Origin of the sequence: Streptomyces sp. NPDC018000, from assembly GCF_044328025.1 — a bacterium.
Classification (GTDB): domain Bacteria; phylum Actinomycetota; class Actinomycetes; order Streptomycetales; family Streptomycetaceae; genus Streptomyces.
In genome coordinates this window covers 764,902-784,819 of sequence record NZ_JBIRGM010000001.1, presented here as the reverse complement: position 1 = coordinate 784,819, position 19,918 = coordinate 764,902, and the positions used below count along the sequence as shown (strand labels likewise).

The window sequence follows — 19,918 nt, the reverse complement described above, 5'->3', positions numbered from 1 at the left end:
GAGGTACGGGGGGTTTCCCCGCTGCGGTGCGGCCTCACAGTCGCTTGACTCCCTTGGTCCGTCCGACGCGTGCCGCCCGGCTGCGGGCGGCCCTGACGCGCAGTCCGCCGCGCTGGTCGGCGATCCGCAGTCCGGTGCCGGATGCCAGCCAGCCCGCGGCGACGTCGCCGCCGGAGGAGGAGTCGGCGAACGGATCGTTCACCGTGCGTCTGGCGATGGCCATGATCAGGGGCACGACGAACGGCGCGAGGAGCAGGTCGTAGACGGCGGCGGTGAACAGCAGGCTGCCGAGGCCCACATGACGGGCCGCCGTGTCCCCGACCAGCGCGCCGACGAGCGCGTACAGCAACGTCGAGCCGATCGCCGCGGCGACAACCGCGGCCATCGGGACGAAGGCCGACTTGAGCTGCCCGTTCTCCGGCTTGACCAGTCCGGCGAGGTAGCCGATGACGCAGAGGACCAGTGCGTAGCGTCCGGCGGCGTGGTCGGCCGGCGGTGCCAGGTCCGCGAGGAGTCCCGCGCCGAAGCCGATGAGGGCGCCGCTGACATGCCCGTACACGAAGGCGAGTCCGAGGACGACCAGGAGCAGCAGGTCGGGCACGGCGCCGGGGAGCTGGAGGCGGGCGAGCACGGAGACCTGGACGACGAGGGCGACCACGACCAGGACGATGGAGAGCAGAGTCCGGTTCAAGCGCATGGGGATCAGCTCTGCCTCTACTCGTCTACCGCGTTGCCGGCATTCGGTGCGGCGCCCGGACTGCCGCTCGGGTTCGGGCTTCCGCTGGGGTCCGGGCTCTCGTGGATGTTCCCGACGACGTTGCCGTCCGCGTCGACGATGTCGCCGTTGGGCGAGATCGTGACGGTGACGGTCGGGGTGGGCTTGGGCTTGGCGGGCTTGGCGGGCGCCTTCGGCAGGACCATGTCGCGGGGGTCCTCGCGCGGGGCCTGGACGACGATGCCGACGATGTCGAGCTTGGTGAACCCGACGTACGGGCGGACATAGACGGTACGGGTCAGCCCGCCGCCGGACGGATCGACACGGACGACCTCGCCGACCGGGACGCCGGGCACGAACGGCTTGTTCTTGCTGGAGCCGAAGGTGACAAGACGGTCGCCCTTCTTCACCCGAGCCTTGCCGTTGAGGAACTGGACGGACAGGGGCTGGGAGCCCTGGCCGGTGGCAAAGCCCAGTTCGTCGGTCTTCTCCATACGGGTGCCGACGGTGAACTTGGGGTCGTTGGCCAGGAGCACCGTGGCGGTGTCCGGGGCGACGGTGGTGACCCGGCCTACGAGACCGTCGCCGTTGATGACGGTCATGTCGCGCTTGATGCCGTCGTTGGAGCCCGCGTCGATCGTGACCGTCCAGGAGAAGCCCTGGGCCGCTCCTATGGCAATGACCTCGGCGGCCTTGATGCCGTACTGTCCGGTGGCCGACTTCTTCAGCATCTTGTCGAGCTCGCGGACCCGGTTGCGGTTCTGGTCGTCGCTGCCGAGCTTCGTCTTGAGCGCGGCGTTCTGCTGTTCCAGTTCAGCGATCCGGTTGTGCCGTGTGCCGGAGTCGCGTACTGCTCCTATGGCGTTGCCCACCGGCTCGACGGCCGCCGCGACGCCGTTCTCGACCGGTCCGAAGACCGTGGCGGCGGCCCGCCTGGCGCCGTCCACCGGCGACTCCTCGCCGCCGCGGATGTCCACCGTGATCAGTGCGAACGCGATGGCGATCAGCAGCACCAGGAGCAGCCGGCTCTCTCGTGTGTCCCTCACGTGCGGCGGCCGTGCCTTCCTCGTCGGAATGTTCGTGCCTGTATATCAACGATCGGCCGTACGGAGTGGCAGTGGTCCGCACAGCAGGCTGATGTGTTGTCCATCTGCGGGCCGGGCGGCGCCGGCTATCTGCGGGGCTGGGCGTCCAGCACCTGCTGGAGCGCCTCGAACTCCTCGACGCACTTGCCGGACCCGAGCGCCACCGAGTCCAGCGGGTCCTCGGCGATGTGGATGGGCATGCCGGTCTCGCGGCGCAGCCGCTCGTCCAGTCCGCGCAGCAGCGCGCCGCCGCCGGTGAGTACGATGCCGCGGTCCATGACGTCGCCGGAGAGCTCCGGCGGGCACTTGTCGAGCGTGGTCTTCACCGCGTCGACGATCGAGTTGACCGGCTCCTCGATGGCCTTGCGGACCTCGGCGGCCGAGACGACCACGGTCTTGGGCAGCCCGGAGACCAGGTCGCGGCCACGGATCTCGGTGTGCTCGTCCTTGTCCATGTCGTACGCCGAACCGATCGTGATCTTGATCTGTTCGGCGGTCCGCTCACCGAGGAGGAGCGAGTACTCCTTCTTGATGTGCTGGATGATCGCGTTGTCCAGTTCGTCGCCGGCAGTCCGGATCGACTGAGCAGTGACGATTCCGCCGAGCGAGATGACCGCGACCTCGGTGGTGCCGCCGCCGATGTCGACCACCATGTTGCCGGTGGCCTCGTGGACCGGCAGCCCTGAGCCGATGGCCGCCGCCATGGGCTCCTCGATGATGTGCACCTGGCGCGCGCCGGCCTGCGTCGACGCCTCGATGACGGCGCGTCGCTCGACTCCGGTGATGCCGGAGGGCACGCAGACGACAACCCGCGGGCGGGCCAGGTAGCGGCGCTTGTGGATCTTCAGGATGAAGTAGCGGAGCATCCGCTCGGTGATCTCGAAGTCGGCGATCACGCCGTCCTTCAGGGGCCGTACGGCAACGATGTTGCCCGGCGTACGCCCGATCATCTTCTTGGCCTCGGAGCCGACCGCCAGGATGCCGCCGGTGTTGGTGTTGATGGCCACGACGGACGGCTCGTTCAGAACGATGCCGCGCCCCCTGACGTACACCAGCGTGTTGGCAGTCCCGAGGTCGATAGCCATGTCACGGCCGATGAACGACATTGAGTTCCCCTTGCTCCCCATGAGGATGCGTCGGGCCTTCCAGGAAAGCGATGATGGCTTGTTCTGGTAGGCGAGATGAGCGCTGCGGGCGTGGAAGATTCCATCGTAGTGCCGTGTGCACGGACACCGCGCGAGGTCCTTCGCCTTGTGGGCGGAACGGGTGGCCGTTCCACTCATGGTGACGTTACGTCGCAGTGATGCGTTCCCGCGATCCGGGACCCTATGCCGAAGGGCGACCGAATTAATTCGGTCGCCCCAGGTCATGAGCGCTGTTCGGCTGATCCGAAGTCAGGAAAGGCCCGGGAAGAAGAGCTTCAGTTCTCGCTCTGCAGACTCCTCGGAGTCCGACGCGTGGATGAGGTTCTCCCGGGTGATCGTGCCGAAGTCACCACGGACGGAGCCGGGCGCGGCTGCGATCGGGTCGGTGGGTCCGGCCAGCGTACGAATACCCTCGATGACCCGCTCGCCCTCGGCGACCAGCGCCACGATCGGACCGGACTGCATGAACTCGACGAGCGGCTCGTAGAACGGACGGCCGACGTGCTCGGCGTAGTGCTGTTCCAGCGTGGCGCGGTCGAGGGTGCGCAGCTCCAGCGCGGTGATCCGCCAGCCGGCCTTGCGCTCGATCCGCCCGACGATCTCGCCGACGAGTCCGCGCCGGACGGCGTCGGGCTTGAGGAGAACGAGAGTGCGCTGGGTCATGGTGTGCGGCTCCTTGCAGGCATGCGGGTGCGGTGAAGCGAGGCTACAGGGGTACGGGGACGGACCTGCGGCCGGGTTTGGCCACGGGGTGCCGGATCAGCCACCGGCCGGGGCCTCGGACGCCTCCTGCGCGGCCGCCCATCGGGCCTTCACCTCGTCGATCTTGCGGCCGTAGTGCACCGAGGCCCACCACAGGGCACCGAAGACCAGGCCGAGGATGAACATCGTCGGGACGACGAAGCCGCTCAGCACCAGGGCGATCTGCAGCGCCCAGCCGAGCTGTATCCCGCCGGGGCGGGTGACCATCCCGCAGAGCAGTACGGACAACAGCATGCCGATGCCGCAGACCGTCCAGACCATGGTGTTCGTCAGGTCGTCGGACTTCATCGCGACGAGTCCGGCGAAGCCGATCACGAAGAACTCGCCGATCAGTGTCGATGCACAGAGCGTACGCACAGGTCAGTGCCTTCCCAGAAGCAGCCGGGCCTCGCCGACCGTGATCACGGAACCGGTCACCAGAACGCCGGCGCCCGCATACTCGTCCTCCTCCTCGGCAAGGGTGATCGCCGCCTCCAGCGCGTCGTCGAGACGCGGTTCGACCTGGACGCGGTCGACGCCGAAAACCTCGACCGCGACGGCGGCCAGTGCGTCGGCGTCCATCGCGCGGCCGCTGGAGTTCTGGGTGACGACGACCTCGGCGAAGATCGGCTCGAAGGCTTCGAGGAGCCCCTTGACGTCCTTGTCGTCGCTGGCGCCGACCACACCGATCAGCCGGGAGAAGCCGAACGCCTCGGAGAGCCCTTCGGCGGTGGCGCGGGCGCCCGCCGGGTTGTGGGCCGCGTCCAGGACAACGGTCGGGCTGCTGCGAACCACTTCGAGACGGCCCGGCGAGACCACCGAGGCGAAGGCCTGGCGGACCGTGTCGATGTCGAGTGCGCCGGGCTGCTCGGCGCCGATCCCGAAGAACGCCTCCACGGCGCAGAGAGCCACCGCCGCGTTGTGCGCCTGGTGGGCGCCGTACAGCGGGAGGAAGATCTCTGTGTACTCGCCACCGAGGCCGCGCAGCGTCAGCAGCTGGCCACCGACGGCGATCTCGCGGGAGACGACACCGAACTCCATGCCCTCGCGGGCGACCGTGGCATCGACCTCGACGGCCTTCTTCAGCATGACCTGCGCGGCATCGACGGGCTGCTGCGCCAGGATGACCGTTGCACCCTGCTTGATGATCCCGGCCTTCTCACCGGCGATCTCGGCGGGCGTGGCACCGAGCCGGTCGGTGTGGTCCAGCGAAATGGGGGTGACGACGGCGACCGAGGAATCGATGACGTTCGTCGCGTCCCAGCTGCCGCCCATGCCGACCTCCACGACGGCGACGTCGACCGGCGCGTCGGCGAACGCCGCGTACGCCATGCCCGTCAGCACCTCGAAGAAGGAGAGCCGGTACGGCTGCTGGGTGTCGACCATCTCCACGTACGGCTTGATGTCCTGGTATGCCTCGATGAACCGCTCGGGGTCCATCGGGGAGCCGTCCAGGCTGATCCGTTCGGTGATCGACTGGACGTGCGGCGAGGTGTAACGGCCGGTGCGCAGGTCGAAGGTGCCGAGCAGCGCCTCGATCATGCGGGCCGTGCTCGTCTTGCCGTTGGTCCCGGTGATGTGGATCGAGGGGTACGCGCGCTGCGGCTCGCCGAGCACATCCATAAGCGCGGCGATGCGCGTGACGGAAGGCTCCAGCTTGGTCTCGCCCCAGCGTCCGGCGAGCTCCTGCTCCACCGCGCGCAGTGCCTTGTCCACCTCGGGGTCGGCGGGGCGGGCGGGGATGTCCTGGCCCTGCGGCGGCGCCGAGCGGGTGCGCAGCGTACGGCTCCCGGCCTCGATCACCGCCAGGTCGGGGTCGCGCTGGGTCGCTTCGTCGACGATCTCGGCGAAGGTCTCGTCGGGATCGGAGGCGTCGTGCCGGTCGGAAGGGCGGGGCTCACTCACGTGGCCAGTCTACGGATGGGCACGGACATCGCGCGCAGCGCCCGGTGTCGCCGGAGTCCTGGCCGTGCGCGGGGATGGGCGAAGCCCTTGTACTCCCGCTGCCGGGAGTACAAGGGCTTCGTCTTCAGCGGGTGGTCAGCCTTGCGGCAGGTTCGCCAGCTGGTTGGTGATCCGCTCGATGTCCGCCTCGGCCTTGGCGAGCCGGCCACGGATCTTGTCGACCACGTTGTCCGGGGCCTTGCCGAGGAACGCCTCGTTGGAGAGCTTGCCGTTGGCCTGGGCCTTCTCCTTCTCGGCGGCGCCCAGGTCCTTCGTCAGACGCTTGCGCTCGGCCTCGACGTCGATCGTGCCGGACAGGTCGAGTGCGACCGTGGCCCCCGCGACCGGCAGCGACGCAGTGGCATGGAAGCCGTCCCCGGCCGGCTGCAGGCGCAGCAGCTGGCGGATGGCCGCCTCGTGCGGGGCGAGCGCCGTGCCGGTCAGGGTGAGCTCGGCCGGGACCTTCTGGCCGGGCTGCAGGCCCTGGTCGGAGCGGAACCGGCGGACCTCGGTGACGACCTGCTGGACGAGCGCGATCTCCTGCTCGGCGGCCTCGTCGCGGAAGCCGGAGTCCTTCGGCCAGTCGGCGATGACGACGGACTCGCGGCCGGTCAGCGTGGTCCAGAGCGTCTCGGTGACGAACGGGACGACGGGGTGCAGCAGCCGCAGCATCACGTCGAGGACCTCGCCGAGGACCCGGCCGGAGACCTTCGCCTGCTCGCCGCCGGCGAAGAACGTGGTCTTGGACAGCTCGACGTACCAGTCGAAGACCTCGTCCCACGCGAAGTGGTAGAGGGCGTCGGAGAGCTTCGCGAACTGAAAGTCGTCGTAGAACGCGTCGACTTCCGCGACCGTCTTGTTCAGCCGCGACAGGATCCACCGGTCGGTCGCCGACAGCCGCTCGACGGGCGGCAGCTCGCCCTCCACGGTCGCGCCGTTCATCAGCGCGAAGCGGGTGGCGTTCCAGATCTTGTTGGCGAAGTTACGGGAGGCCTTGACCCAGTCCTCGCCGATCGGCACGTCCGCGCCCGGGTTGGCACCTGTGGCGAGCGTGAACCTCACGGCGTCCGAGCCGTACGCGTCCATCCAGTCGATCGGGTCCACCGCGTTCGGGTTGGACTTCGACATCTTCTTGCCGAACTCGTCCCGGACCAGACCCGTAAGCGCGACGGTCTTGAAGGGGACCTCACCGTCCATCGCGTACAGACCGAACATCATCATCCGGACGACCCAGAAGAAGATGATGTCGTGCCCGGTGACCAGGACGTCGGTCGAGTAGAACTTCTCGAGGTCCGGGGTCTCCGCCGGCCAGCCGAGCGTCGAGAACGGCCAAAGACCGGACGAGAACCAGGTGTCGAGGACGTCCTCGTCCTGGACCCAGCCCTCGCCGGTGGGCGCCTCGTCGTCGGGGCCGACGCAGACCACTTCGCCGTTCGGCCCATACCAGACGGGAATCCGGTGGCCCCACCACAACTGCCGTGAGATGCACCAGTCGTTGAGGTTGTCGACCCAGTCGAAGTACCGCTTCTCCATGTCCTTCGGGTGGAGCGCGACCCGGTCGTCGCGGACTGCGTCGCCCGCGGCCTTGGCGAGCGTCTCGACCTTGACCCACCACTGGAGGGAGAGGCGGGGCTCGACGGTCGTCTTGCAGCGCGAGCAGTGCCCGACGGAGTGGACATACGGGCGCTTCTCGGCGACGACGCGGCCCTGCTCACCCATGGCGGCGACGATCGCGGAGCGCGCCTCGAAGCGGTCGAGTCCCTGGAAGGGGCCGTGCACGGTGATGACACCGCGCTCGTCCATGATCGTCATGAACTCGAGGTTGTGGCGCTGGCCGATCGCGAAGTCGTTCGGGTCGTGAGCGGGCGTCACCTTGACGGCACCCGTACCGAACTCGGGGTCGACGTGGGTGTCGGCGACGACCGGGATCGTCCGGTCGGTCAGCGGCAGCTTGATCCGCTTGCCGACGAGGTGCGCGTACCGCTCGTCGTCGGGGTGAACGGCGACGGCCGTGTCACCGAGCATGGTCTCGACCCGGGTGGTGGCCACGACGACGGTCTCGTCGCCCTCGCCGTACTTCAGTGAGACGAGCTCGCCGTCGTCGTCCTGGTAGTCGACCTCGATGTCGGAGATCGCGGTCAGACAGCGCGGGCACCAGTTGATGATGCGCTCGGCGCGGTAGATCAGCTCGTCGTCGTAGAGCTTCTTGAAGATCGTCTGGACGGCCTTGGAGAGCCCCTCGTCCATGGTGAAGCGCTCACGCGACCAGTCGAGCCCTGCGCCGAGGCGCTTCAGCTGGCCCAGGATCCGGCCGCCGTACTCGTCCTTCCACTGCCAGACGCGCTCGGTGAATGCCTCGCGGCCGAGGTCCTGCCGCGACTTCCCTTCCTCGGCGAGCTGCTGCTCGACCTTGTTCTGGGTGGCGATGCCCGCGTGATCCATGCCCGGCAGCCACAGCGTCTCGAAGCCCTGCATGCGCTTGCGCCGCGTGAGGGCGTCCATGAGCGTGACCTGGAAGGCGTGGCCCAGGTGGAGCGCACCGGTGACGTTCGGCGGCGGAATGACGATCGTGTACGGGGGCTTGTCACTCTTCGCGTCCGCGGTGAAGTAACCCCGCTCTACCCAGCGCTCATACAGCTTCCCCTCTACCTCGGCCGGTGCGTACTGGGTCGGCAGTTCGGGGTTGCTGGCTGGCGTCTGCTGAGTGTTCTCGGTCACGGGGGACAGTTTAGAGCCGTCACAGTCGTGCACTGAAACCGGTTTGTTCAGTAACGGTGTGACTCCCGGTGGTCCATGGCGGCGGACCTTCCGTCAGGATGTTCGGAACGCATAAGCATTCCGAACAGGGGACACCGCAGATGAGCTACAACCAGCCGGGCCCGTACAACGGGCAGCCGCCCCAGGGCCAGCCCGGACCGTACGGCAGCCAGCCGCCCCAGGCTCCGCCGCAGGGCCAGCCCGGTTACGGGTACCCCCAGCAGCCCCCCCAGGGTGCCCCGCAGCAGCAGCCCCAGCCTGGCTACGGCTACCCACAGGCCCAGCAGCCGGGCCCCTACGGCCAGCAGCCGCCCATGCCCCCGTACGGCGGCCAGATGCCGATACCGCCGGCCCAGCCGAAGAAGAAGACGGGCCTGATCATCGGCGGCGCGGTCGTGGCGCTGGTGGTCATCGCGAGTGGGGCGTACTTCCTGACGTCGGGCGGCGGGGACAACAGTGACGTCGCGGACAGCACGAAGGGCTACAAGCTGACGCCGGCCGCCTCGGTGGACGGGTACAAGAAGCAGTCGGCGGGATCGACCGATTCGAAGCCGATGACCGGCACCGAGAAGAAGAAGGCCGAGGAGATGGGGATCAAGAACCCCCAGCAGACCACGGCCAGCTACCAGTCCGGTTCCGAGGACAACCCGCTCATGGTGAAGGGCCTCGTGTTCTCGGGCGTCTGGGGCGATGTCACCGACCCCGCGAAGGTCATCGACAACTCGTTCGCCAATGCCGAGAAAGAGATGAAGAAGGACAACGAGGACATGGAGTCCTCCCTCGTCGGCAGCCCCAAGAACGTCACTCCGCCCGGGTTCGAGGGCGCGCTGATGAAGTGCCAGGACCTCAAGATGATCAACAAGAAGGGTGATGGCACCACCGAGAACGGCCCGAAGGAGTTCGTGATGCCCGTCTGCGTGTGGGCCGACTACAGCACCGCGGGCGTGGTCACCGGCGTCGACGTGGCACTCTCCATGGCCGGCAAGGGCATGTCCCAGGACGATGTGGCCGCCCTGACCGCCAAGCTCTACAACACGTCCCGCACCAAGGTCTGATCGCGGCAACACCGAAGGGGCGCCAGCCAGTTCATCTGGCCGGGCGCCCCTTCCGTTTGCGTACCGCTAGGCGGACTTCTCGTGCCGGCCGCCGTCGTTGTTCCCGATCGTCCGCGGCTCGCGCGGGACCAGGGTCGGGTTCACGTTGTTGCGGACGACGTCCGCCGTGATGACGACGCGGGCGACGTCCTTGCGGGACGGCACCTCGTACATCACGGACTGGAGGACCTCTTCCATGATGGCCCGCAGGCCACGCGCGCCGGTGCCGCGCAGGATCGCCTGATCGGCGATGGCCTCCAGGGCCGGGCGGTCGAAGTCCAGCTCGACACCGTCGAGTTCGAACAGTCGTTGATACTGCTTCACCAGCGCGTTGCGCGGCTCGACGAGGATCTGCAGCAGCGCCTCACGGTCCAGGTTGTGGACCGAGGTGAGGACGGGCAGCCGGCCGATGAACTCCGGGATCATCCCGAACTTCACCAGGTCCTCCGGCATGACCTCCTGGAACTGGTCGCTTGCCTCGATCTCCCGCTTGGAGCGGATCGTCGCGCCGAAGCCGATGCCCTTGGCACCCGCCCGCGACTCGATGATCCTCTCCAGACCGGAGAAGGCACCGCCCACGATGAACAGCACGTTCGTCGTGTCGATCTGGATGAACTCCTGGTGCGGGTGCTTCCGGCCGCCCTGCGGCGGTACGGAGGCGGTGGTGCCCTCCAGGATCTTCAACAGGGCCTGCTGGACGCCCTCGCCGGAGACATCGCGGGTGATCGACGGGTTCTCGCTCTTGCGGGCGACCTTGTCGATCTCATCGATGTAGATGATCCCGGTCTCGGCCTTCTTGACGTCGTAGTCCGCGGCCTGGATCAGCTTCAGCAGGATGTTCTCGACGTCCTCGCCGACATAGCCGGCCTCGGTCAGCGCCGTCGCGTCGGCGATGGCGAACGGGACGTTGAGCATACGGGCCAGAGTCTGCGCGAGAAGCGTCTTGCCGGAGCCGGTGGGGCCCAGCAGCAGGATGTTGGACTTGGCCAGTTCGATGGCGTCGTCCCTGCCCTGCGCGCCGCCGTTCTCGCCCGCCTGGACCCGCTTGTAGTGGTTGTACACAGCGACCGAGAGGGCCTTCTTCGCGGGCTCCTGCCCGACGACGTAACCCTCGAGGAACTCGTAGATCTCGCGCGGCTTGGGGAGTTCCTCCCACCGCACCTCGGAGGTCTCCGCGAGCTCCTCCTCGATGATCTCGTTGCAGAGATCGATGCACTCGTCGCAGATGTACACACCGGGTCCCGCGATGAGCTTCTTCACCTGCTTCTGGCTCTTTCCGCAGAACGAGCACTTGAGCAGGTCGCCGCCATCACCGATGCGTGCCACGAGGTGCTTCCCCTTCGCCTGGGAGCAGCCTGGTTCAGCGGCTCCTGGTGCCTCTATCCGACGGTACCTTGCCTTGCCCCCTGTTCGGGCCCCCCTTGGCTGGTTCACGCCGTCGATGCGGTGTGAACCAGCCGTGCCAAGGGGTGAAGGCCGACGTCAGGCGGCCGCTCCGGCCGCCTGCTTGCGGGTCGACACGATCTGGTCGACGAGACCGTAGGCGAGGGCGTCCTCGGCGGTCAGGATCTTGTCGCGCTCGATGTCGTCGCGGATCTTCTCCAGCGGCGTGGTGGAGTGCTTGGCCAGCATCTCCTCCAGCTGGGTGCGCATCCGCAGGATCTCGTTGGCCGCGATCTCCAGGTCGGAGAGCTGCTCACGGCCGGTCTGCGAGGACGGCTGGTGGATCAGTACACGGGCGTTGGGCAGCGCCATCCGCTTGCCGGGCGTACCCGCGGCGAGCAGCACGGCCGCGGCGGAGGCCGCCTGGCCCATGCAGACCGTCTGGATGTCCGGCTTCACGAACTGCATCGTGTCGTAGATCGCGGTGAGCGCGGTGAACGAGCCGCCGGGGCTGTTGATGTAGATCGAGATGTCCCGGTCCGGGTCCATCGACTCCAGGCACAGCAGCTGCGCCATGACGTCGTTGGCCGAGGCGTCGTCGATCTGCACGCCGAGGAAGATCACGCGCTCCTCGAAAAGCTTCGCGTACGGGTCGTACTCACGCACGCCCTGCGAGGTGCGCTCCACGAAGCGCGGCACGATGTAGCGGTTGTCCACCTGCGGGCCGGTGTAGAGGCCGCTCGCGGAGGCGCCGGGGAAGTTGTTCATGTGAGTGTTCACCATCCTGGTGGCGTTCTGTGGCTGTGTGTCTCGGCGTACGAGAGGTGCGCGGGGCGGTGGAGCCGGATCCGGTGGATACCGGATCAGGCGCCGGTGCCGCCGCCGCCCGGAACGCCCGATGCGATCGTGATGATCTCGTCGATGAGGCCGTACTCCTTGGCCTCCTCCGCGGTGTACCAGCGGTCGCGGTCGCCGTCGCGGATGATCGTCTCGACCGTCTGGCCGGAGTGGCGGGCGGTGATCTCCGCCATCCGCTGCTTGGTGCGCAGCAGGTACTGGGCCTGGATCTTGATGTCCGAAGCCGTACCGCCGATGCCGGCCGAACCCTGGTGCATGAGAATGTCGGTGTTCGGGAGCGCGAAGCGCTTGCCCGCGGTGCCGCCGGTGAGCAGGAACTGGCCCATCGAGGCCGCCATGCCCATACCAATGGTGACCACGTCGTTCGGGATGTACTGCATGGTGTCGTAGACCGCCATGCCGGCCGTCACCGAACCGCCGGGGCTGTTGATGTAGAGGTAGATGTCCTTGTCCGGCTCTGCGGCAAGGAGAAGCAGCTGCGCCGTGATCTTGTTGGCGATCTCATCGTCGACCTGCTGACCGAGGAAGATGATGCGCTCGCCGAGCAGTCGGCTGTAGACCTGGTCACCGAGGCCTCCACCGAGGGACGGCTCTCCGGCGGCGTAGGGCATCAGATTCGTCACGTATCCACCTGCTCGTCTCTGACGGCTCCGGCCGTCTCAGCGTCTTCGTACCGGGTGGGCGGGGACTCCCCTGCCCTTCCTATTCATGGACCCTAACGCGCAGGTAGGACAACGCCATCCCGCTTCCGCAACTGTTCGCTGGGAGCGCAAGCTCCGCAGTCCGCACAAGGGTTGTGGGGCACCGTACGCCATGTGCCGGCCGGTCTGACGACCTGGGGGGCGATTGGGAGTGGATCAGGGAGCGTCGTCGTGCGGCTTCGATTGCAAGGCGGAGGAGAGAGTCGGATGGGGTCTCCCCTGGTCGAGCGAAGCCGAGAGCTCGGGGAAGGCGCATCGATGACCGACGACAACGCGGCAAGCGGATTCGCAGGGCGGCGCGAGCCCGCTCCCTATCGGCCCCCAGGTCGTAAGACGACGGGCTCCGAACGCGCAGCGTCCGGAGCCCGTCGTGCGGGTTCAGCGCGAGGCTCAGGCCTCGTTCTTCTCCTCGGTGACCTCGGCAACGGCCTCGGCGGCACCATCGACGGCCTCGACGGTCTCGATGGCCTCCTCGTCGTCCTCCAGGTCGATGACCTCACCGTTGGTGTCGACGACCTTGGCGGCCTCGACGACCACGGCCAGCGCCTTGCCGCGGGCGACCTCGCCGACGAGCATCGGCACCTGGCCACCCTCGACGACGGCCTGGGCGAACTGGTCGGGGCTCATGCCGGAGGAAGCAGCGCGCCGCATGAGGTGCTCGGTGAGCTCCTCCTGGTTGACGTTCAGCTTCTCCTTGTTGACGATCTCGTCCAGGATGAACTGGGTCTTGATGCCCTTGATCGCCTGCTCGGAGGTCTCGGCCTCGAACTCCTCGACCGTCTTGCCCTGGATCTCCAGGTACTTGTCGAGGGTCAGACCCATCTGACCGAGCTGGTGGTGCTCCAGGTTGTGCTTGCGGGTCTGGACCTCGTCCGCGAGCAGCTTCTCCGGGATCGGGACCTCGGCCAGCTTCAGCAGCTCGTCGAGGACGCGCTCCTGGGCCTGGGTGGCCTGGTCGTACTGCTTGGTGTTCTCGAGGCGCTTGCGGCTGTCCGTCTTCAGCTCGTCGAGGGTGTCGAACTCGCTCGCCATCTGGGCGAACTCGTCGTCCAGCTCGGGGAGCTCACGGGCGGCGACGGCGGTGACCTTGACGGTGACCTCGGCCTCCTTGCCCTCGGCCGAGCCGCCCTTCAGCTCGGAGGTGAAGGTGGCCTCGCCACCCGCCTCCAGGCCGGTGACGGCGGCGTCGATGCCGTCGAGGAGCTCGCCGGAGCCGATGGTGTACGAGACACCCTCGGCCACGCCGTCCTCCAGGACCTCGCCGTCGACCTTGGCCTGCAGGTCGATCGTCACGACGTCGCCCTCGGCGGCGGCGCGCTCGACCGGGTTGGTGGAGGCGAAACGCTCGCGGAGCTGCTCCACGGCCTTCTCGACGTCCTCGTCGCTGACCTCGAGGGCGTCGACGGTGACCTCGATGCCGGAGTAGTCCGGAATCTCGATCTCGGGGCGTACGTCAACCTCGGCGGTGAAGGCCAGCAGCTCGCCGTCCTTCAGCTCGGTGATGTCGACCTCGGGCTGGCCGAGGACGTTGAGCTCCCCCTCGTTGACAGCCTCGGTGTAGAACTTCGGGAGGGCGTCGTTGACGGCCTCCTCCAGCACCGCACCACGGCCGAATCGCTGGTCGATGACCCGGGCAGGGATCTTGCCCTTGCGGAAGCCCTTCACCGTGACCTGCTGGTTGATCTTCTTGTACGCCGCGTCGAGGCTGTCCTTGAGCTCCTCGAAGGGCACCTCGACAGTGAGCCGAACCCGGGTCGGGTTCAGGGTCTCCACGGCGCTCTTCACGGTTCGGTCTCCTTGTGGCTGACTTCTTGGGGTTCTGCTCCGCCGCACGGGAGGCGGCTTCGCGGACCGAGCCCGGTACATCAGACACACGGGCACGCAATTTGCATAGTAACGGCAAGGAGACGGACTCCCACAATGCGCTCTTGCCGTGGGTCTGCGATCTTGCCGATGGTCGGGGTGGCCGGATTCGAACCGACGACCTTCCGCTCCCAAAGCGGACGCGCTACCAAGCTGCGCCACACCCCGTCGGTGCGACACGTAGGGTACATGCAGACGGGCGGCGCATCTGCCGCTTTTCGCGCGCGGCACCGAACGCGACACCGGGTGACCGCAATCGGGTGTGCGGACAGCGCCTGCGACCCGCTACGATGCTTCTCGTTGCCGCCGGTCCCCGGACCTTCGGTGCGGTGCTTGCGGGCGTAGCTCAATGGTAGAGCCCTAGTCTTCCAAACTAGCTACGCGGGTTCGATTCCCGTCGCCCGCTCCACGCTTGGGCCCGGTCCGACGAATTCCTCGTCGGACCGGGCCTTTTGCGTTCTGTTCGCGTTCCGCCGAGCCCCCTGCCGGGGCGTCGGCGTCGGCGCAGCCGGCTCAGAAGCTGATCTGGTTGATGGTCTCCGCTATCGAGTTCATGATCCTTTGTATCGACGGCGCCATGCCGGTCGATGCCAGGAAGAAGCCGAAGAGCACCGCGACGACCGCGGGTCCGGCCTTGAGGGATCCATTCCTGATCAGGACCACCAGGATGATCGCCAACATCAGCACCACAGACAGTGAAATGGCCACGACTGCTCACACCCTTGGTCGGTCCGCCTTGCCGGCCCGGAGGCGTGCGGCCGTGCACTCCCCCGATCCGTCCATCGTGCCACCAACTTCCCTGTGGTCGCCGCCAAGTGACGGAGCTAACGGACGGGATCGCGCCATCCTTGCGCCCCGCGTGCGCCCGGGGGCGCACGGCCGCACGAGGGGTGGCGCAGGCCCCGCCAAGGCTTCACCCATCCATGAGTGAACTGTGGATCAAATAATCACAACACCTTGCGACTGTGACGGTTCCCATACCCGCACACTTCATTCACATACAATTCCAAGACTTGAGTGCGGCACAATTCACCTCGCCCCAGCCGCCTGGCAATATGCCCTGTTCGAGGGGGGCAAAGCCGGGCATAGTGGGCGGTTTTGGCGGTTTCGCTTTTGATTGAACGCGGACATGCAATATCAGTGGGTAGATTTACGAATTGCAATCGAGGCATCTAAAGTGCTTTAGATGTTCCACGCTCCGAACGTATTTCAGAGGGCCCCGCTCCCATCAGCGACCCGGGAGTCGGAGCCCGGACGCCAAGAGACGAAGACTGCCGCTCCGGCGCCCCCCGCACCGGTGGGGAACAAGCCTCCGGCGGCTGCGCCGGCGAAGAAGCGCGATGCCTACTTCGACAACGTCAAGTATCTGGCCATCGTGCTCGTCGCGGTGGCTCACTCGTGGGAGCCGGTGATGGACGGCAGCCGGACCGTCCGTGCGCTGTACATGGTGGCGTACACCTTTCACATGCCGGCGTTCATCATCGTCTCCGGCTACTTCTCCCGCTCGTTCGACATGTCCGCCGCCAAGGTAAAACGCCTGGTCACCGGCGTCGTCGTGCCTTATGTGGTGTTCGAGACGGCGTATTCACTGTTCAAGCGGTACGCGGACGACTCGCCTGATCATCCGATCACCCTGATCGACCCCTGGTATCTCACCTGGTTCCTGGCCGCGCTGTTCATCTGGCGGCTCACCACACCGCTCTGGCAGGCGCTGCGCCATCCACTGCCCGTGGCGCTCGTCATTGCCATGCTCGCCTCTTTCTCCCCGACGATCGGCAACGATCTCGATCTCCAGCGCGTTCTGCAGTTCCTGCCGTTCTTCGTACTGGGACTCCAGCTGAAGCCCGAGCACTTCCAGCTGGTGCGCCGGCGCGAGGTGCGGATGCTCGCGCTCCCTCTGTTCGCCGGGGCCCTGGCGTTCGCGTACTGGGCGGCGCCGCGGATGCAGTTGGGCTGGTTCTACCGCAACAGCAGCGCGCAGGAGATGGGCGCCCCGTGGTGGTCCGGTGCCGTGATGACACTGGTCATGTTCGGCTGCGCGGTGCTGCTCACCATCGGGTTCCTGTCCTGGGTGCCGCGCCGCCACATGTGGTTCACCGCGCTCGGCGCCGGAACGATCTGCGGCTATCTGCTGCACGGATTCCTGGTCAAGGGCGTGGAATATGCCGGGGTGTTCGACACCTATGAGTGGCTCTCCTCGCCCGGCGGCCGGGTCGTCGTCTCGCTGGTCGCGGCCGGTGCGGTGACGCTGCTGTGTACGCCGCCGGTACGGCGGGTGCTGCGCCCGGTGACCGAACCGGAGATGAACTGGGCGTTCCGGCAAGGGGCGGGCAAGAGCTGATCCGGGTCGATCAGGCCCTGTCCGAGTGGATCAGCCCTTCGCCGTGTTGGCTTGAATTGATTGCTCGATGGGCGAATCACCCGAGGTGAGCCCGAGCAGCCCCCGTACCTGCGCATACTTCTCGGCCAGCCGGGTACGGGTCGCCGGTTCCAGCAGGGCGAGGCGGGCCGGGTCGGCGTTGTGTGCCAGATCGGACTCCTTGATCAACAGGGCGCCCGGGGTGTCGAGGATGCGCCGGGTGTACGAACGGAGGTCCTCGCCGTCACGCTTGGTGACGGCGAGGACCATGTCCTTGACATGCTGCGACAGCGCGGCGTCGGCCAGCCATTCCTCGGACAGTGCGTCGTCCTCGACTGCGTCGTGGAGCCAGGCCGCGGCGATCTGTTCGTCGCTGCCGCCCCTGATCCGTACGCCCTCCGCGACAGCGGCGAGGTGTTCGGTGTACGGACGTCCCGCCTTGTCCCGCTGCTCCGCGTGGGCCTCGCGGGCGATCGCCTCGACTTCGGCCGGGGTCAGTTGTGCGTGTGGCGTGGGCATGGCCCGACTCTACGGACGGGGCGCCGTTCTGCGCAGGGCCGCGCGGGCCGGGATCATGGTGGCGGCGAGGCCGAGCCCCACGGTCGCGGCGACGAACGATCCGTACAACATCGGCGGGAGTAAACCCCAGCGCCGCGGGCATGGCGGCGGCCGCGGGGCTGGACGAACGGCTCGACGCCCACGTTCCGGTGAAGGGCCAATCCCCGTTGACGCACGCCCGTTTTGCACTATTTGTGCACGGCTCAGGATTTGCGCGACAACAACAGCAGCGCCCGGTCGTCGTTGACGTCCTTGGCGCATGCCTCGATCAGATGCCAGGCCGCGCCCTCGAAGCCGGTGGGGACATAGCGGTCGGCCTCACCGGTCAGCCGGTCGATGCCCTCCGCGATATCGCGGTCGGACGCCTCCACCAGGCCGTCCGTGAACAGCATCAGTACGTCGCCGGGTGCCAGCGAGCCCTTCACGGCGTCGAACTGCGCCCCGTCGTACACCCCGAGCAGCGGACCCTCCGCGGCCTTCTCCTCCCACTGGCCGCTGCCCGAATGCAGCTGCAGGGCCGGCGGGTGACCCGCCGAGAAGAGTTCGTAGTCGCCCGATTCGAGGTCCAGGACCAGATGGATCGAGGTGGCGAAACCCTCGTCCCAGTCCTGGCGCAGCAGATAGCCGTTGGCCGCCGTCAGGAAGGCGTGCGGTGGCAGCGAGCCGAGGAGGCCGCCGAAGGCTCCGGACAGCAGCAGGGCGCGGGAGCCCGCGTCCATGCCCTTGCCGGAGACGTCGGTGAGTACGGCCTCCAGCGTCCGCCCGCCATTGGTACGGGCGGCGACGACGAAGTCACCGGAGAAGGACTGTCCACCCGCCGGGCGCAGCGACATCTCGCGGTGCCAGCCCTGCGGCAGCCGGGGCAGTGCGCTCTGCACCCTGATGCGTTCGCGCAGGTCGAAGAGCATGGTGCCGCCGCGTCGCCACGGCACACCGACCCTGGCCCGGAACTGGGCGAGGACCAGGCCGAAGAAGCCGCAGGCCGCGACCACCAGGACGATGCCGGGTGTCACCCGGGCCGGACCGTCCTCGTACGGGCCCAGTTCGAGCGACTCCACGATCAGGGCGGTGGCGGCGGTCGCGTACAGACCCAGCAGGCTCGCGGGCCGCAGCAGCAGACCACCCGCGACGATCGGCAGAACAAGCGCGGCCGGCGAGCACCACACCGGGTTCAGCAGTGTGGCGCAGGTAATGGCCGGAATGGTCAGCAGCAGACCGACCAGCGCGATCCAGTCCGATCCGTCTCCGCGGAAGTAGTCGACGCCGGACTTGCGCAGCGCGATGCGTGCCCGGTGCGCCGATTTCCGCAATCGGGCCGGGTACGAGTCTGCTCCTGCGCGACGGGCCATTGCGGGGACTTTATCTACCCGACCGCCTCCGGTGCAGGGGGACCCCGTGACAATCTGTTCGAAATTGGGTCGACCGGCCGACGCGCCCCTGATAAGCATGGCCCATGAGTACTGAGCTGCGCGTGCTGCGACCGTCCGAATGGAACGACTGGTTCGAGTGTCTCGAGCTCGCATTCGGCGGAGTCGCAGAGCCCCCCGAGCAGCGCGAGCTGGACGAGGCGCTGACCGAGCACGAGCGGTCGATCGGAATCTGGGACGGCACCGATGTCGTCGCCACCGCCGGGGCGTTCAGCTTCAATGTCGCCGTGCCGGGCGGGGCGCTGGTGCCTGCCGCCGGGGTCACGATGGTGAGTGTCGCGTCCACCCACCGCAGGCGCGGGCTGCTGACCTCGATGATGCGTCGGCAGCTCGACGACGTCCGGGCGCTGGGTGAACCGATCGCCGTGCTGACCGCGTCGGAACCGGTGATCTACGGCCGGTTCGGATACGGCGCGGCCTCGCGGCAGATGTCCCTGACGATCGACACGGACCGGGTGCGGCTGACGGTGCCGAAGGGCACGGACGAGGTGCGCCTGCGCCACGCGAAGCCGGACGAGGCGATGGCCGCGTGCGAGGGCGTGTACGAGCAGCTGGTGGCAGGACGTCCCGGCACACCGGCCCACGGGCCCGGCTGGGAGCGGAAGCCCATGGTCGACCCGGTGAGTTCCCGGCAGGGCGGTTCGGCGCAGCAGTGCGTGCTGGCGGAGCGGGACGGGGAGATCGTCGGCTATGTGACCTATCACATCAAACCGGACTGGGAGCCGGCCGGCCCCAAGGGCAGGGTCACGGTGAACGATCTCGCCGCGCTGGACCCGGCGGCGTACGCGGCGTTGTGGCGGTTCGTCTTCGAGATCGACCTGACGTCGACGATCGAGGCGCGGAACCGGCCGGTCGACGATGCGGTGCTGCATCTGGTGTCGGACGTGCGGCGGTGCAACATCCGGATCCGGGACTCGCTCCATGTGCGGCTGGTGGAGCTGGGGGCGGCGCTGGAGGCGCGGGCGTACCGGGCGCCGGTGGACGTGGTGTTCGAGGTCGAGGACGCGTTCTGCCCCTGGAACGCGGGGCGTTGGCGGCTCACGGGAGACGCGAAGGGGGTGGCGTCGTGCCGGCGGACCGACGATGCGGCCGATCTCGCGCTTTCGGTACGGGAGTTGGGCTCGGTGTATCTGGGCGGCGAGTCCCTGAGCGCGTTGGCCCTGGCCGGGCGGGTACGGGAACTGCGTCCGGGCGCGCTGGCAGAGGCGTCGCTGGCGTTCTCGTCGGACGCGGCGCCGTGGCTGCCCAGGGGGTTCTAGGTGCCGCGACCGGCAAGGTTTGCCCGTAA

17 protein-coding genes and 2 tRNA genes are annotated in these 19,918 nt (G+C 67.7%); 4 read left to right on the top strand and 15 right to left on the bottom strand.

The window, feature by feature from the left end; genetic code table 11:
* Positions 1-34: 34 nt before the first annotated feature.
* The 7 genes from mreD to ACH4EW_RS03720 form a co-directional block, all read right to left on the bottom strand.
* Positions 35-697: a rod shape-determining protein MreD gene (mreD, locus tag ACH4EW_RS03750; RefSeq protein WP_398250821.1), complete on the bottom strand. Its 663-nt coding sequence runs from the start codon at positions 695-697 to the stop codon at positions 35-37.
* A 17-nt stretch (positions 698-714) separates the two neighbouring features.
* Complete coding sequence (gene mreC, locus ACH4EW_RS03745; RefSeq protein WP_398250818.1) at positions 715-1,761, bottom strand: rod shape-determining protein MreC; 1,047 nt, start codon at positions 1,759-1,761, stop codon at positions 715-717.
* 125 nt (positions 1,762-1,886) lie between these two features.
* Positions 1,887-2,906, bottom strand: a complete 1,020-nt coding sequence (locus ACH4EW_RS03740; protein WP_398250815.1) for a rod shape-determining protein — start codon at positions 2,904-2,906, stop codon at positions 1,887-1,889.
* Positions 2,907-3,194: 288 nt separating this feature from the next.
* Positions 3,195-3,608, bottom strand: coding sequence for a nucleoside-diphosphate kinase (ndk, locus tag ACH4EW_RS03735; protein ID WP_398250812.1), 414 nt, complete (start codon positions 3,606-3,608; stop codon positions 3,195-3,197).
* Positions 3,609-3,704: 96 nt separating this feature from the next.
* Positions 3,705-4,064, bottom strand: a complete 360-nt coding sequence (locus ACH4EW_RS03730; RefSeq protein WP_398250809.1) for a DUF4233 domain-containing protein — start codon at positions 4,062-4,064, stop codon at positions 3,705-3,707.
* Between the two features lie 3 nt (positions 4,065-4,067).
* Entirely contained in the window at positions 4,068-5,591 is a 1,524-nt protein-coding gene (locus ACH4EW_RS03725) for a bifunctional folylpolyglutamate synthase/dihydrofolate synthase (RefSeq protein WP_398250806.1), read from the bottom strand.
* Between the two features lie 135 nt (positions 5,592-5,726).
* Positions 5,727-8,348, bottom strand: a complete 2,622-nt coding sequence (locus ACH4EW_RS03720) for a valine--tRNA ligase (RefSeq protein WP_398250803.1) — start codon at positions 8,346-8,348, stop codon at positions 5,727-5,729.
* A 140-nt stretch (positions 8,349-8,488) separates the two neighbouring features.
* Here ACH4EW_RS03720 and ACH4EW_RS03715 point away from each other — a divergent pair, with 140 nt between their 5' ends.
* Complete coding sequence (locus tag ACH4EW_RS03715) at positions 8,489-9,442, top strand: hypothetical protein (protein ID WP_398250800.1); 954 nt, start codon at positions 8,489-8,491, stop codon at positions 9,440-9,442.
* 66 nt (positions 9,443-9,508) lie between these two features.
* Here the strand turns inward: ACH4EW_RS03715 and clpX are convergent, their stop codons facing one another.
* The 5 genes from clpX to ACH4EW_RS03690 all read right to left on the bottom strand — a co-directional run bounded on the left by clpX (position 9,509) and on the right by ACH4EW_RS03690 (position 14,454).
* Positions 9,509-10,807, bottom strand: coding sequence for an ATP-dependent Clp protease ATP-binding subunit ClpX (clpX, locus tag ACH4EW_RS03710; protein WP_093898220.1), 1,299 nt, complete (start codon positions 10,805-10,807; stop codon positions 9,509-9,511).
* A gap of 156 nt (positions 10,808-10,963) precedes the next feature.
* Positions 10,964-11,647, bottom strand: coding sequence for an ATP-dependent Clp protease proteolytic subunit (locus ACH4EW_RS03705; protein WP_398250797.1), 684 nt, complete (start codon positions 11,645-11,647; stop codon positions 10,964-10,966).
* Positions 11,648-11,727: 80 nt separating this feature from the next.
* Entirely contained in the window at positions 11,728-12,333 is a 606-nt protein-coding gene (locus ACH4EW_RS03700; protein WP_176729207.1) for an ATP-dependent Clp protease proteolytic subunit, read from the bottom strand.
* Between the two features lie 480 nt (positions 12,334-12,813).
* On the bottom strand, positions 12,814-14,208 hold the full coding sequence (tig, locus tag ACH4EW_RS03695; protein WP_398250794.1) for a trigger factor: 1,395 nt from the start codon (positions 14,206-14,208) through the stop codon (positions 12,814-12,816).
* A 169-nt stretch (positions 14,209-14,377) separates the two neighbouring features.
* Positions 14,378-14,454, bottom strand: a tRNA-Pro gene (locus ACH4EW_RS03690).
* A 167-nt stretch (positions 14,455-14,621) separates the two neighbouring features.
* Here ACH4EW_RS03690 and ACH4EW_RS03685 point away from each other — a divergent pair.
* Positions 14,622-14,695: transfer RNA gene (locus tag ACH4EW_RS03685), tRNA-Gly, on the top strand.
* A gap of 104 nt (positions 14,696-14,799) precedes the next feature.
* On the opposite strand, the gene ACH4EW_RS03680 is transcribed toward ACH4EW_RS03685, so the two are convergent.
* Positions 14,800-14,994, bottom strand: coding sequence for a hypothetical protein (locus ACH4EW_RS03680; protein WP_398250791.1), 195 nt, complete (start codon positions 14,992-14,994; stop codon positions 14,800-14,802).
* Between the two features lie 478 nt (positions 14,995-15,472).
* Here ACH4EW_RS03680 and ACH4EW_RS03675 point away from each other — a divergent pair, with 478 nt between their 5' ends.
* Positions 15,473-16,627 carry an acyltransferase family protein gene (locus tag ACH4EW_RS03675; protein ID WP_398250788.1) on the top strand — a complete coding sequence of 385 codons (1,155 nt, stop codon included), beginning with the start codon at positions 15,473-15,475 and terminating at the stop codon, positions 16,625-16,627.
* Between the two features lie 30 nt (positions 16,628-16,657).
* Here the strand turns inward: ACH4EW_RS03675 and ACH4EW_RS03670 are convergent, their stop codons facing one another.
* On the bottom strand, positions 16,658-17,164 hold the full coding sequence (locus ACH4EW_RS03670; RefSeq protein WP_398250785.1) for an HD domain-containing protein: 507 nt from the start codon (positions 17,162-17,164) through the stop codon (positions 16,658-16,660).
* A 242-nt stretch (positions 17,165-17,406) separates the two neighbouring features.
* Positions 17,407-18,552: a PP2C family protein-serine/threonine phosphatase gene (locus ACH4EW_RS03665; RefSeq protein ID WP_398250782.1), complete on the bottom strand. Its 1,146-nt coding sequence runs from the start codon at positions 18,550-18,552 to the stop codon at positions 17,407-17,409.
* 104 nt (positions 18,553-18,656) lie between these two features.
* Between ACH4EW_RS03665 and ACH4EW_RS03660 the strand changes: the two genes are divergently transcribed.
* Positions 18,657-19,889, top strand: a complete 1,233-nt coding sequence (locus ACH4EW_RS03660; protein ID WP_398250779.1) for a GNAT family N-acetyltransferase — start codon at positions 18,657-18,659, stop codon at positions 19,887-19,889.
* The last annotated feature ends 29 nt before the right edge of the window (positions 19,890-19,918 follow it).